This is a genomic window from Acinetobacter sp. S-1, assembly GCF_059579785.1.
The window spans coordinates 1,061,716-1,075,779 of sequence record NZ_CM184207.1; the positions used below are offsets into that span (position 1 = coordinate 1,061,716).

General features: G+C 37.2%; 10 protein-coding genes and 1 pseudogene. 2 read left to right on the top strand and 9 right to left on the bottom strand.

Annotated elements, in window-relative coordinates:
* Position 1 precedes the first annotated feature (1 nt).
* On the top strand, positions 2–1,144 hold the full coding sequence (gene wecB, locus AC52J8_RS05155) for a non-hydrolyzing UDP-N-acetylglucosamine 2-epimerase (protein ID WP_496538888.1): 1,143 nt from the start codon (positions 2–4) through the stop codon (positions 1,142–1,144).
* Here the strand turns inward: wecB and AC52J8_RS05160 are convergent.
* From AC52J8_RS05160 to AC52J8_RS05200, 9 genes and pseudogenes are all read right to left on the bottom strand, one after another.
* On the bottom strand, positions 1,129–2,049 hold the full coding sequence (locus AC52J8_RS05160) for a hypothetical protein (RefSeq protein WP_032035907.1): 921 nt from the start codon (positions 2,047–2,049) through the stop codon (positions 1,129–1,131). The two genes, wecB and AC52J8_RS05160, sit on opposite strands and share 16 nt — an antisense overlap.
* A pseudogene (locus AC52J8_RS05165) lies at positions 2,027–3,871 on the bottom strand (hypothetical protein). The gene AC52J8_RS05160 and the pseudogene AC52J8_RS05165 overlap by 23 nt, the downstream one beginning before the upstream one ends.
* Positions 3,872–5,122 carry a glycosyltransferase family 2 protein gene (locus AC52J8_RS05170; RefSeq protein ID WP_002118919.1) on the bottom strand — a complete coding sequence of 417 codons (1,251 nt, stop codon included), beginning with the start codon at positions 5,120–5,122 and terminating at the stop codon, positions 3,872–3,874. It lies immediately after the preceding pseudogene.
* Positions 5,109–6,005, bottom strand: coding sequence for a hypothetical protein (locus AC52J8_RS05175; RefSeq protein ID WP_086399799.1), 897 nt, complete (start codon positions 6,003–6,005; stop codon positions 5,109–5,111). The genes AC52J8_RS05170 and AC52J8_RS05175 overlap by 14 nt, the downstream gene beginning before the upstream one ends.
* Entirely contained in the window at positions 6,005–6,754 is a 750-nt protein-coding gene (locus AC52J8_RS05180; RefSeq protein WP_086611384.1) for a hypothetical protein, read from the bottom strand. The genes AC52J8_RS05175 and AC52J8_RS05180 overlap by 1 nt, the downstream gene beginning before the upstream one ends.
* Positions 6,755–6,948: 194 nt before the next feature.
* Positions 6,949–8,391, bottom strand: a complete 1,443-nt coding sequence (locus tag AC52J8_RS05185) for a cryptochrome/photolyase family protein (RefSeq protein WP_086399801.1) — start codon at positions 8,389–8,391, stop codon at positions 6,949–6,951.
* A 118-nt stretch (positions 8,392–8,509) separates the two neighbouring features.
* Positions 8,510–8,992 (bottom strand): FKBP-type peptidyl-prolyl cis-trans isomerase, encoded by a 483-nt coding sequence (locus tag AC52J8_RS05190; protein ID WP_002118581.1) that lies wholly within the window; start codon positions 8,990–8,992, stop codon positions 8,510–8,512.
* A 135-nt stretch (positions 8,993–9,127) separates the two neighbouring features.
* The gene (locus tag AC52J8_RS05195) at positions 9,128–10,414 is read right to left on the bottom strand and encodes an NAD(P)/FAD-dependent oxidoreductase (protein ID WP_005067905.1); all 1,287 of its coding nucleotides are present in this window, start codon (positions 10,412–10,414) and stop codon (positions 9,128–9,130) included.
* 98 nt (positions 10,415–10,512) lie between these two features.
* Positions 10,513–11,832: a D-alanyl-D-alanine carboxypeptidase PBP6B gene (locus AC52J8_RS05200; RefSeq protein ID WP_086399802.1), complete on the bottom strand. Its 1,320-nt coding sequence runs from the start codon at positions 11,830–11,832 to the stop codon at positions 10,513–10,515.
* Positions 11,833–12,003: 171 nt separating this feature from the next.
* Between AC52J8_RS05200 and AC52J8_RS05205 the strand changes: the two genes are divergently transcribed.
* Entirely contained in the window at positions 12,004–13,707 is a 1,704-nt protein-coding gene (locus tag AC52J8_RS05205) for a M61 family metallopeptidase (RefSeq protein ID WP_086399803.1), read from the top strand.
* Positions 13,708–14,064 lie beyond the last annotated feature (357 nt).

Below are 14,064 nucleotides of genomic sequence, written 5' to 3' on the forward strand. Positions count from 1 at the left end.
AGTGAATAAAATTTTTATATCTATTGTATTTGGAACCCGTCCTGAATTAATCAAACTTGCCCCTGTTATTTTATTGGCAAAACAAGACTCTCGCTTTCAAGTTGAAGTGATTTTTACTGGACAGCATGACGAACTAGTAAGAGATGCGATAGATTTCTTTGGGGTTGAAATTGACCACCGTCTTAAAATTATGAATGCTGGACAAAGTTTAAATCAGCTCTTAATTCATGGTCTGAGCCAAATCGAGAATGTATACACTGATGGGCAAAAAAGAGATGCAATTGTTATTCAGGGAGATACAACAACTGTTTTAGCAGCTGGCTTAGTCGCGTTTTCAATGAAAGTTCCTGTTGCGCATGTTGAAGCTGGTTTACGTTCTTATGATTTGGATCATCCTTTTCCAGAAGAGGGAAATCGTCAGTTGGTTTCACGTATTACTAAATGGCATTTTGCCCCGACTGAACAATCAAAAAGAAATTTACTCAATGAACAAATTCCGCCAGAGCTCATTACGGTTACAGGCAATACAGTTGTTGACGCTGTGTATTTAGGGCGTAAATTAATTGCTGAAAAATCTGATTTGAAGAACCAGCTTGAACCTTATGGAATTCAATTAAAGCAAGATGACAAAGTAGTACTCATTACTGCCCATCGTCGTGAAAACTTTGGCGGTGGAATTCAAAATATTTGCAATGCGGTTGAGCACTTAGCTCAAGCACATCCTGATTTACATTTCATTTGGCCTGTACATTTAAACCCAGCCGTCCATGACGTAGTCCATGATAAGTTTAAAGACCATTCCCAAATTCATCTTGTTAAACCATTAGACTACCCAACTCTATTGGCAGTGATAGACCGATCTACTTTTATTTTGACGGATTCAGGAGGCTTACAAGAAGAAAGTCCATCATTTAATAAGCCAGTTTTAATCTTGCGAGACACTACCGAGCGACCAGAAGTTGTTGAGGTGGGAGCAGGCGTTTTGGTGGGTACAAATCAACAAAAAATTATTGAAGAAGCTGAAAAGTTACTCACCGACCAACAGCATTATGAAAAAATGGCACATGTGGAAAACCCATTTGGCGATGGGCAAGCTGCTCAACGTATTCTCAATCAAATTGCTAAATCTTATGAATCGGCATAATTATGATTTAAGGATCTCGTCTCATTTATGGTTTTATTCGCATGACCATAAGTGAGGCGGTACCATAAGCTCACAATATTAACGCACCAGCGGCTCATGTAATGAGGACCATCAAAAATATAAACAGTTTTACCTTCATATGCTTTTAGCTGAGAAATAATTTCCCAAGGGTATGCGGCTCTAAATTGCCCATTCTTTTTCACTCTAAAAGCTTCTAATACTATAATTACTTTGTCTTTTCCAAGTTTATGTTCAAGCTGATCTAAAATATGTTTGGCCTGTTTAGGTGATCGAATCCCTACGCCAACGCCATCTTGGAAAAAAACTCCAGTATGGTCCGGTAGCCAGCTTTTAACCCACAAATCATAATTTTCAGGTTCACTTTCGCCACTATAAATACTTACCCAAACTGGTGAGGGGAGCTTTGACAATACATGGCCTAAAGCACTGACTCGTAGCCAAGTTGGATCGGCTTCTACCGGAAAGTAATAGCCTTTAAATGCCGTTTTTTGCTCTTTTATAATTTGGGCAGATTTTTCGCCTAACTCAATGACATTTGCTCGCGCTTTAGGTTCATTATATTCGCCAGCTAACCCTAATATAAGATTTTTAGCCCATGGCTCTTGTTTAATTTTTTCTAAATTAATTGCTTTTTCCCACTGTGGAAAATTGGATTCTTTCCACCATGATTTAGATTCAACCACAGACCATTGGGGAACAAAGGTATCGACACCTAAGTAGTGCCAATTTCCTTCTGGAGGAGTCGTTTTATTATCAGGCTGCCAGAAAATACCTTCAATATGAGGGGCTTGACCTTGATGTTTGAAAAGCCCCGCATATACGATGACACTACATATAATTAAAATAATAAAAGCAGCTATTTTAATTGGTATCTGTTTTCTCATTATTTCGTCTTAACCAGTACCACAAGAAGATAATTATTATCATAATTGCAGAGATAATCACAACTAATAAGAAGAAAGAAGACTGTTGGACTAGAGGCGCCTTTTGATTTCCGACAATGAGTTTTTGTAAAACATAGATATTTCCATTTTCTGAAACCAGCATTTTCGTCACGTTGTTTGGAATTTTATGTTGTATTTTTTCCCAAAGGTGCATAAACGTTTGTGCGCCACCTTGTGAGTCGGTAATCACATCAAAGCCGTTATTGTTATAACTGACAATAAAACCATTTTGGGCAGCAGGTGCATAAATAATATCCTGATGCATTAGTACTTGTTGTTGATAAATATCTTTGTTAACACGGACATTTACAGATTGTGGCGCGCTCGGTGAATAACGGACTAGGTTGAGAGGCATTGGTGCTTGGGTTAAAAGCATTTTTTTCGCAGTTTGACCTAACACAATCGCGATATTTAATGCACCAGATTGACCATCAACCGCAATTGTGGGGGTTGTTGCTAAAGTCATTGAAATTGCGGCTACACCATTTTTAAGTTTATGAGGTAGCTTTACAGTAGATTTGGCTGTATCAATCCAAAGTGAACCATGTGCGTTAGGTAAACATTGGGAATTGGCTATCACTGAATTTTCCAGCTTTAGACTAAAATTTGTCGTATTAGAAATAGCTTTTGCAAAAATATTGAACTGACGGTTTACTGGGTCTGAAGCAAGGTCGGCTGTTTTCATGCTTCCAGCAAGTCCTCCATCAATCCAAGCTGTAATATTGGAACCTTGTAATAAACCACTTTGAATACGAAGTGCGATTTGTCCTTGCAAGATATCGGTTGGTTGCCATACCGCAGGGAAATCAAGAAATAAGTTTTTTTCAGCGTGATTTAATCTGAAATCTTGAATACCTAAATCGGCGAGTGTATCGATTTTTTTAAATTGAGCCCATGTTGGATTAGATATTGTATTTGGAAAAACTGCGTTTCCTGTACTCAATTGTTGTACATAAGAAGAATTAATTAGTCCATTTACTGCGCTCGTTAAATCTTGTTGAGTATGATAAGTAATTGATAAGGTAGGCACACCTTCTACAGGTTTTGCAATTTGTACTAGTGCTCCGTCTTTTAGTGGTGCTGCTGAGCGAATAACTTCAATAATAAAGTTTGTTTCAGGATTTAAATTGGTTTGTCCTGAATCAACCCATTCAACAGGTGTTATGGAGGTCCATGAACTTGCTAATCTGGCGAGCATGGAGGCTTCTATAATCTCTTTACGGTTGTATTTTAAAATACCAACAAATGGAGTAGGCCGTCTCGCTTGTGGGTTATATAAAGCATCTGGCAAATCTTTTAAGCGATATTCATTACGAATAGGTGTAAAGTCGAGCTGGGAATTACTTAAATAAGTTAGGTGATCAATATCTTCTGTACAGAATGTTTCTTTGGTTTGATTCAGCGTAGTCGGTTTCGCATATTGTTGAATAATAAAATCTAAACGGTGAAAACCACTCTGACTTGCTGGAATATCAAATTTGACTTGACCATCCCCACTTAGGGTAGTGTTATAAATGAGTTTATCATCATATTTTACAAGTAAAGTTGTATCGCTTTCAGTGGAATAATCACTTGAAAATTGAATGTTTTGCCACTGGGCACCTTTGCCAATATAGAAAAAATGAGGCTCGACTGTGTATTTAGTAGAAGTACTAATATCGTCCAGTTCTCATGTATACGCATGAGCAGACATGGCGAGCATAAGACTGGTGCTGGCAAGGAGCACTTGAGCTGTTTTGTAAAGATCAAAAGTCTTTTTCATTTATTTTTTCTCCTTGCTACGTTCCGTTTTGTACCATTGAAGGGAGTTGCCCTGTATTTTATTTTTAAGCATGTCATATGCGGCTTTAAAAACAATAAATAGAAATATTTGTGAGTAACTTACGTAAGATAGAACTGAATAAAAGTAGAGTTCTGGTTTAACTTTTTCGAGTGAAAGCGTAAACCACATTTGTGCCACATATAGGCAAAATGACAGTCCCCATAGAGTTGTGAATGGGCCTGGAACTGAAATACCCGCAATATCAAGTATGCCAAGGGTTAAGGTGATATGACTCCAGAATAAAGCGGGTACAAAAAGTATGTAGCACATAATGTTGTTAAGAATTTCAATTCCTATAGGAAAAGGCGTTCTTAATGCTACGGGCAAATATTTACGAGTTACATAAAAATTACCTTGTGTCCAACGTGAGCGCTGTTTCACAAATACACTCAGAGATGGGGGGTCTTGCTGCCAACCAATCGCATAGGGCACCCATTTAATTCGTTTTTGGCCGATAAAAATCCTAAAACTCATTTCAGTGTCATCGACCAATGACTTTTCATCGAAACCACCTAAGGTTTCTAAAGCATCACGCCAAATCACATAGTTAGTACCCATCAATGTTGATAATTCAAAACGTTGCCAACGACCGCCTTGGAAAATCCATTGGAAAAAGATGAACTCAATTGCGATAAATCGGGTCAAAATACTATCTTGCCAATTACGTGTTCTTACTTTTCCATTAACGGCTACTAATTTTTTATCGGCAAGCAGGGTTTGAGCTAGCAAGCGGACACAGTCGGGTTCAGGCGTACTATCTGCATCATAAACAACAATCAATTCGCCTCTAGCATGGGGGAGGCCATTATTAAGCGTTCTAGATTTACCTTTACCACCCATTCCTTTAGGAACATTAACAATCTTTATGCAAGGATAAATTTTTGCCAAATTTTCGGCGATTTCTAAGGTGTTATCCTTTGAACCATCATTAATAAGTAAAACTTCATATGCTTCGGCTGGGTAATCTTGTTGAGCAATTGCATGCAAAGTATCTTCAATCACAACCCCTTCATTATAGGCAGGGATCAAGACACTCAAAACAGGCCATCTTTCTGGTATAGGAAGGTTTTGTAGCTCTTTTTCAGCTGTTTTTGAATATTTCCAAGCTTGATAACTTAACCACGCCCAAAATGCTTGTGGAATCCAAATCCCTAAAAAGCCAAATAAGAAGAGAATATCAATGGGAGCCATTTGATTTAACCCTCCTAATAATAGACGAGATGAGCAATACCAATAAAATCAACCCAACTACTAAGGAGATCCATGAAATATAGCTACCAAACGTACCAAGGAGGTCTGGGTAGGTACTCGTGAGAATTAGATCGAGTGGAACTACAACGGTACTTAACCCAATGAAAATATAGCCAATAAGACTTGTCTCTACTTCTTCAGGCGTACTTATGTAATTAATCCTATTAAATTTCCATGATATTCCCAGTTGAGGATACCGAATATTTGTTGTGGGTAGATCGGCAGGAGGATTAATAATAATTTCATAGCCAGAAATATGACTATTAAAAGGTTTAGCCGAATAAAATAAATGCTGTTTTTGCTTAATCTCTCTAGAGGGGAGAGGAAGCTGTGACGGATTAAATTGAATAATATAGCTACCAGGGGTCTGTGAAATTAAGTTTTCATCCCAACCTGTTGAGACAAATGCAGCCATAGGCCGTAAACCAATTGCGGTCGAAAATGTGGCTTTAGCCGCAAAATATTGAGGCTGCTCTGATTTATAAAGTGCAATTGGAATCGCACCTTGGCTGACTGCCTCTTTGAGCAAGAAATAATGAGAAAAACTGAAAACTTCATCTGGCAATATAATGCCGGGTTTTATTCCTTTATGAATAAGTCGTTGAAAGCTATCGGAGCTGATCTGGTCAATTGTAAAAATAGGCCACCATGTATCCTGATATGGAAAAAACATGGAAAGATCGTCTGTGCTTTGAACTTCTGTTTTGGTGTGTTCAGTTTTAATCTCACAATGATAATATTGTCGATAGAACTGCTGTAAAGTGGCATCCGGATACTGACTAGATGCAATAATAATTCCACAAATATTAAGAAGATTAGACATTAAGTAATCTCCTCTTCAGGTGGAATCTGAATAATTTTATATTCCACGTCAAGCCGCAAAGTCATAATTTCTCTAATCTTTTTAATGAAATCAGGCTCTTCATCCGTTTTTTGCTTGCGAATTACAATACTGTATATAGTTTCAAGATCATCATCAGCAAACTGGAAAACGATTTCTTGTGGATGATGCTGACTCAAAATTTTGATCATCTCATTTTGAGTGGTTTTCCACACATCGTCGCCTAACATTTCTTTAATTAAGCTTCGGTTGAGAATTCTAATTTCAAAGACTTCATAGTCTTGTATGTTATGATGATCAAGAAGCTTAAAGAAACTACGTTGGAAATACTTGAGTGCACTAAGTGGGAAAATATCACGACGATAATTACGGTCATAACTTTGAATATCGCGGTATTTTTGAACGTTAATTTCAATATTGTGGCGTACAGCACTCAGAAAAAGAGGAATGAGGGGAATAATAAAAAGTAAAAGAAGCTGACGTTCAATATGGGTCTGAGCCCCTAAGTCGAGTAGAAAATATACTGCAACACCGATAAAAGCGACTAAGCCCACAATTAAAGATGCGCCAACTTGTAAAAAAGCTCCAGAAATTAAAAGAATGAGAATAAAGATCCAGCTTCCTCTAAAACTTACAGGCAACCACTCATACGCCACTATGCCCATAAATAGATGAGCTGCGATAATCCATAAGACGAGTGTTCTTCCAGGGTTTTTTTGTTGCTGTTGCATGCGAGCTATGGCTACCTTCTTGTAATGTTAATTTTTTTATACTTTTATTACTAAACGTGAGACATTGCGAAGTTATTGTTGTTTATGGCCTTTTTAAGTAATTATTATGTTTATTTGTAGATCAAAGTCACTATTTAGTCAAATATTGTTCTTATTTTTTAATTAAAAATAAACAGATAAGACGTAACTCTTATCTAAATACTCTTGAAAGTTTCAATTGCTTTAAGGCGGGTTACCTTTAAATCAACTATTGGTTTTGGATAATTTAACTGAATATTCGTTTTAGTCGAGTAGGGCTCATGAATGGCTTTATTGTCTAGATGAGCTAATTCTTGAACCCATTGACGAATATAATCTCCATTTGGATCAAATTTCTTTGATTGAGCAATAGGGTTAAAAATTCTAAAGTAAGGTACAGCATCAGTTCCGGTAGAAGCGCACCATTGCCAGCCACCATTATTTGCTGCTAAATCCCCATCGATTAAATGCTCCATAAACCATTGTTCACCTACTCGCCAATCAATGAGCATGTTTTTACATAAAAACATGGCTGTGATCATGCGTACACGATTATGCATCCAGCCAGTTTTTAAAAGTTGACGCATTCCAGCATCAATAATTGGTATACCTGTCTGGCCCGTTTGCCATGCGGTTAGGTGCTCTGGATTGTGACTCCACTTAATTTTCTGAGTGTTTTTTTTAAATGGAATATGTTTAGAAACATGGGGGAAATCAAATAAAATATGCTGATAAAATTCTCGCCAAAGCAGTTCATCTAACCAAGTCTGCTGGCCTTCATTTGTCAAATGAAAGTTGCCATGTTCAGCCCTAAAAAGAGCTTGCAGGCACTGGCGGATAGACAAAATCCCAATGTTTAAGTAGGGAGAAAGTTGGCTAGTTCCTCTTACATTGGGAAAGTCACGTTCTAATTTATAATCAGATAAATGATCTTTAATAAATATGTCGAGCTGCTCTAGAGCAAAATTTTCTCCAGCTGGCCATAAGTCTTGTTGCTCTTTAGAAACAGAAGGATCAAAAAAAGCTTCAATATCTTCTAGAGTTAAGCTGTTTATTTTTGAAAAAGACGCTGGATAGCTACTTTGCTTTTCAGGAATTGGATAGCATTGAGGTAAACCACTGATATCCAATTTTGAATAACATGCTTTTTTGAATGCACCGAAAACCTGATAGGGCTGCTGTGACTGATTGCGAATAGAGCATAAAGGAAAAATCGTACGGTCATGGAATAAAAAGAGCTCTTTACCTTGTTGATTTAAAAAATCTTGTACAGTTTTATCTCTTTTTAATTCATTAACGCCGAACTCTATATTTGAATAGACATTTTCAATATTAAGTTGAGTGCTAAGTTCACCAATATAATCAGCGATATCTTTCCAGTAAGGAATGACTTGGATAATAAGTGGAATGTTAAGCTGTTCTAATTCTTTTTTAAGCTGTTGAAGCTGACGTAAATAGAAATTAATTTTTATAGGTGCGTCGTGGTGTGTTTGCCATTGTTCAGGCGATAAAATAATTAACCCAATACAAGGCCCTTGTTGAGAGGCATGCCATAAAGCAGCATGGTCTCGAACTCTCAAATCTTGACGAAACCAAATTAGCTGATTTACGTTTGACATGAAAATTGGTCCTTATAGAGTGAGGTGAGTTAAAGAATTATTATCAAAATATTATATAAAAATAAATACATAAAAAAAGCAAAGCCGAAGCTTTGCTCTTATCATCTTTAAAGATGAATTAGTGGTGATGACCACCAGCACCGTGTACGTGACCGTGATCTAATTCTTCTTGAGAAGCATCACGGATTTCTACGATTTCAACTTCAAAAGTTAAATCTTGACCAGCAAGTGGGAAGTTAGCATCAACAACAACGTTGTCGCCTTCAACCGCTTTAACAGTAACGATCTGTACGCCGTCATCTGTTTGAGCTTGGAATTGCATGCCAGGTTGAATGTTCTCAACACCTTGGAACATTTGAGCTGGAACTTCTTGTACTAGATCTGGGTTGTATTCGCCATAACCTTCAGCAGCTGGAACGTTAACAGTGAATTTTTCACCAACAGTTTTACCTGTTAACGCATTTTCTAAACCAGGAATGATATTGCCTGCACCGTGCAAATAGGCAAGTGGTTCACCTTGAGATTGATCAAGTGTTTCACCCTCAGCGTTTGTTAATTTGTAGTGGAATGAAACCACGTGGTTATTTGCAATAGCAGTCATGTTTTTGATCCATTCAATCAATTGAAGCGTACATCATAAAGTGAAAAATAAATTTTGTAGACTACAAAATCTTAATCTTTGGCACTTTTTCTGATGCGTTTTTATATAAATAGGGACGAACTTAAAAAATTCAACTTAATACAGCTTAATTTTTGGACGTACACGTCTTGTAAGTAAATCTTTCATTGTGAGTAGTCCAGCCTGAGTATATCCGTGAATCGTTGCTTGATGTAAACGATATAAAGACACATACATTGTTTTCGCAATATAGCCTTGTACGCTGACATCTCCAAGTAATTCTCCAACGGCTTTATGACGACTTAAAGACACGAGAGAACCTTTGTCGTTAAATGTAAACATCGGCTGTGATCGGCCATTTAGTCGAGCAGCCATAGCATCGACTAAAAAGCTGGCCTGTTGGCTTGCAACTTGAGCACGTGGGCCAAGTGGAGGATGTCTTGCATCAAGTTGGCAATGAGCACAGTCACCAAACGCAAATACATTTGGATCAGAATAGGTTTGCAACGTTGCATAGACCATCAGGCGGTTAATATTGTCACGTTTAAAATCGGTAAAACTTTCTAATACCTTTGGTGCTTTTACGCCTGCGGCCCAAACGGTAATATCACTTTTAAGTTGGTTGCCATTGCTAAAGTAGATGCAATGCTCATCAATTTTTTCAACGCGGTGTTGAGTTAAAATTTCAACACCCATTTTTTTGAGTTGCCCAGCACTGTGTTCAGCAGTTTTATCGCTTAGAGCAGGTAAAATACGCTCAGAAGCTTCAATTAGTGTAATTTTGACTTGGTTTGGATGAATCTTCTTTAAACCATATCGATAAAAGTTTTTAGTTGTCTCAATTAACTCAGCTGCAAGCTCTACACCTGTTGCTCCCGCACCAACAATTCCAATATTTAAAGTTCGCTGATTAGGTTGATTCTGAGCTTCAATATAAAGATGTAATAAATCTTGCTGGAAAATATCGGCTTGCTTTCTGCTATCAAGGAAATGGCAGTTTTCACGCACTCCCGTGGTATTAAAGTCATTTGATACTGAACCAAGCGCTAAAATAAGTGTGTCATAACTTAGCTCTTGCGAATGATTCTGTTGATCCTTAGACACTTGAGGGGGCATTAGTTCAATTAATTTTTTATCTTTATTAACCCCAACTAATGTTCCGAGTACAAATTCGTAATGATGTTTTTCTGAGTGCGCAAAATAGTTAGTTTGTTCTTCGTGTGGATTTAAAGAGCCAGCAGCAATTTCATGAAGCAATGGTTTCCAAATATGGGTAAGATTTTGGTCAACCAATGTAATCTTTGCTTTACGATTTTTCCCAAAAGTTTCACCGAGTTGTGTTGCTAGTTCTAAGCCGCCAGCACCACCACCAACAATTACAATATGATGTAAATTTTGGGTCATTTTTTTCACCTAATTATTTTTCTATAAAAAAAGATGGCTAAATTATGCCATCTTTTATTTATAAAAATTATTGTGCGTCTGTGCACAATTTGATGTTTTTAGTGCGAATCTACTGGGTAAAGTTTTGCAGCACTATGTTCACTTGATGAAAAAATAGAGAAGAGGCTAGAAAACCACATTGCGATTTTTTGGAAAATATTGGCTTCTTCAATATGTACGTTATCTTCGATTTGAAGACTACGGATCAGTTGATTATTTTGATAAATCGATACTGTTGCCAAACTTACGACTTTCATTAATGGCGCAGTTAATTGTTTTTCATTGAGCTCAATGTTTACATGGGTTTGAGTCGTTTCAAGTGGAGCAATCACCTTAAGTTGTTGATTACTATCGAGTACTTGAACGCGTTGAGTCATATTATCAAAAGTATTTAGGTCAATTGGTGCTGGGTCTGCATATAAAGATGTCGTTACAATTGTTGGTTGTTTTGTTTCAACCTTAAACATTTTTAAAGTCGACTTTACAACAGGTAGTTCAGCAATTAATTTCTGCTCAGGAATAATTACTTCATCACGTGTATAGGCATACGCAAGATTCATTAATTTATCTGCAATCTCAGCGCGTTTTACAGCACTCGGCGTACCTAAAACAATGACTAATAAACGTCTTTGAGTTAAGTCAGATGAAAAAGAAGGACGTGAAGCTGTAAGTGCCAAGTTATAACCCGCTGCTTTGGTATATCCAGTTTTTAGACCGTCAACAGATGGGTCATATTTGAGCGCAAGGTTTGTCGCATGATGGAAGCGTTGGTTATAGCTAAAGCTTGGCATTTTTGAATAATGTAAATATTCAGGGGTTTGTTTAATTAATGCCTGACTCAATAAGCTAAGGTCGTGTGCTGTAGTGAAATGGTCAGGCATCGTAATTCCGGCAGGATTACTAAAATGAGTATCTTTCATACCCAAAGCTTGAGCTTCCTGATTCATGCGTTGTACGAAGCGCGGAACATCACCAGAGATTTTTTCAGCTAAAGTCACGGCTGCATCATTAGCAGACATCACGATTAGACCTGCCAATAACTGATCAACTGAAATTTGTTCACCAGCTTTAAGATACATTTGTGATTCATCCCACTGCACAACACTAACCACTGGAGTTGCAGTAATGATTTCTTCTTTTTTCAGTTTTCCAGCTTTAATCTCTTTTAGGGCAATGTATGCAACCATCATTTTGGTTAAAGATGCTGGCGCACGTTGAACATGGCTATTATGCTCAGCAATGATTTGACCCGATTGAGTATCTACAATAGTCCATGCAGCAGCTTCAACACTTTCAGGTGCAATGTTGAGTAATGCAGCGTTGGTTAGAGTAGTACAAAAAATACTAAAGAGGGTAAAAAGAGATAGAAAAAATTTCACGGATGACCTTAACTTTCACTGGCAAATACGGGACACAGATGCACAGCATGCTATGCCTTTTTTTCGTGGAAGGCTAGTGGGAATTGTTGCCAAAAAATACATCTACGCAAGACGATACAAAAAAGTGATAATCTAATGTGAAGCCGTTCTTATTTTTAAATTGAAGAATTTATGTTGCATTATCAAATTGAGTTCGATGATTACAAACAGCACCTTGTTCACGTGACAATTCGTTTTTTAGCCAACCCGAATCAGGAACTTTGGTTACCAACGTGGATTCCGGGTAGTTATCTAATTCGAGAGTTCTCAAAACATATTGAATCCGTTAAAGCTTATGATGAAGCTGGTCGTCTGCTGGACATTAAAAAAACGAGCAAGAATCGCTGGCGTTTATTTAATACAGACCACGAATTAATGACGATTGAATATGATGTATATGCATATGATTTGTCTGTCCGTGGTGCATATGTAGACCAGACTCGTCTATATATTAATCCTGCGTGTGTATGTTTGGCTTTAGAGGGGCAGGAGCAGTCCGCTTGTGAAGTCGAAGTTTTCTTGCCGGATGAATTAAAGCATTTTCAGTTAGCAACAGGCTTAGCTTCAAAAAGCTTAGTTAAAGGTCGATTTACTTTAAAAGCAGATCATTACGATCAACTGATTGATAGTCCATTTGAATTGGCTGATCAAACACGCTTTAGTTTTGAGACGAACGGCATTGAACATGAGTTCGTAATTTCTGGCTCGCACAATACCAATATTGATCGCCTAAAAGCCGATATTGAAAAGATTTGTGCAGCTGAAATAAATATGTTCGGTTCGGCACCATTTAAAAACTATACCTTTATGACGATGGCAACAGGGAATAGTTATGGTGGGTTAGAACATTGTAATAGTACAAGTTTGATTACACCGCGTGATGATTTGCCAAAATCGAATGAACCAACTGAACCTTCTAAAGATTATCAACGCTTTTTAGGCTTATGTAGTCATGAATATTTTCATTCATGGTTAGTCAAGTTTATCCGCCCAGAAAACTTTGCAAACTATAATTTGCATCAAGAAGGCTATACTTCTTTACTTTGGATATTTGAAGGCTTTACTTCATATTACGATGACCTGATTTTATTACGTAGTGGCGTAATTTCTCAGAAGTCTTATCTTGATTTACTCAAAGCACAAATTGACCGTTATTTGCAAAACCCGGGTCGTTTTGTTCAAACGGTTGCAGAATCAAGTTTTGACGCGTGGATTAAATTTTATCGCCAAGATGAAAACTCGAATAATGCGGGCACTAGTTACTACAATAAAGGTTCGTTAGTTGCATTATGTCTAGATTTAGGTTTACGTCTACGTGGTTCTAGTCTTGATGCTTTAATGCGTCGGTTATATGAAAACACTCAAAATGGTATGCAAGTAAACGAAAGAACCATTTTTGATTTATGTAAAGAACTGACGGGTGATAGCTGGATTGAACAAATTAATCATTTGATTAATACCACTGATGAATTGCCACTTGATCAACTGTTCCCTGAGTTTGGCTTAAGTTATAGAGTTAAAACTGACAAATCTTTGCCACTTGGTTTAAAACTTGTTGATAAGCCAGAAGGCGTACTCGTGCAAAGTGCTCGCCGTGATAGCGCGGCAGCTAAAGCAGGTATTTCTGCCAATGATGTAATTATTGCAATTGATGGTTTAAAAGCGACCACTAAACTTGTTGAGAAATATGCAAAGCAGGGCGGTATTTATACCGTGTTTGCTTTCCGTCGCGATGAGTTACTATCTTTTGAAGTTGAGTGTGCTACATCTGATTTAACTGAAGTTGAACTTATTATTGAAGATCAGGCTAAAACTGAAAAGTGGTTAAAAGCTTAAATAACAGTTAAATAGTTTATAAAAAACCGATGTTTTGTACATCGGTTTTTTATTTTTAAGTGCTACTAAACGATGAGATTCGTTTTATCTTTGAGTTTGTTTTGAATGAAAAGTATAATAATTGTCAGAACTCTGAAAGATATCTCATGTAATTTAATCGTATTCAGTCCCTAAAAAAGTAATGATGAATTATGTATTACTTAAAGTTGGGTATAGGAATATTATCAATAGATTTAAATTATGTATTATTTCGCTGCGAAATGTCGTTATCACTGGATATTTCGTTGACTGGAAGACAATGAGAGCCGATACTCTCAGGGTTTTATTTAAGCATATCGGTTCGTAGGCACTGGGCCA

Bases quoted from the DNA above. Each gene is read 5' to 3' on its own strand.
- AC52J8_RS05160 (WP_032035907.1), bottom strand. From the start codon at position 2,049: ATGAGAAAACAGATACCAATTAAAATAGCTGCTTTTATTATTTTAATT.
- AC52J8_RS05170 (WP_002118919.1), bottom strand. From the start codon at position 5,122: ATGGCTCCCATTGATATTCTCTTCTTATTTGGCTTTTTAGGGATTTGG.
- AC52J8_RS05175 (WP_086399799.1), bottom strand. From the start codon at position 6,005: ATGTCTAATCTTCTTAATATTTGTGGAATTATTATTGCATCTAGTCAG.
- AC52J8_RS05180 (WP_086611384.1), bottom strand. From the start codon at position 6,754: ATGCAACAGCAACAAAAAAACCCTGGAAGAACACTCGTCTTATGGATT.
- AC52J8_RS05185 (WP_086399801.1), bottom strand. From the start codon at position 8,391: ATGTCAAACGTAAATCAGCTAATTTGGTTTCGTCAAGATTTGAGAGTT.
- AC52J8_RS05190 (WP_002118581.1), bottom strand. From the start codon at position 8,992: ATGACTGCTATTGCAAATAACCACGTGGTTTCATTCCACTACAAATTA.
- AC52J8_RS05195 (WP_005067905.1), bottom strand. From the start codon at position 10,414: ATGACCCAAAATTTACATCATATTGTAATTGTTGGTGGTGGTGCTGGC.
- AC52J8_RS05205 (WP_086399803.1), top strand. From the start codon at position 12,004: ATGTTGCATTATCAAATTGAGTTCGATGATTACAAACAGCACCTTGTT.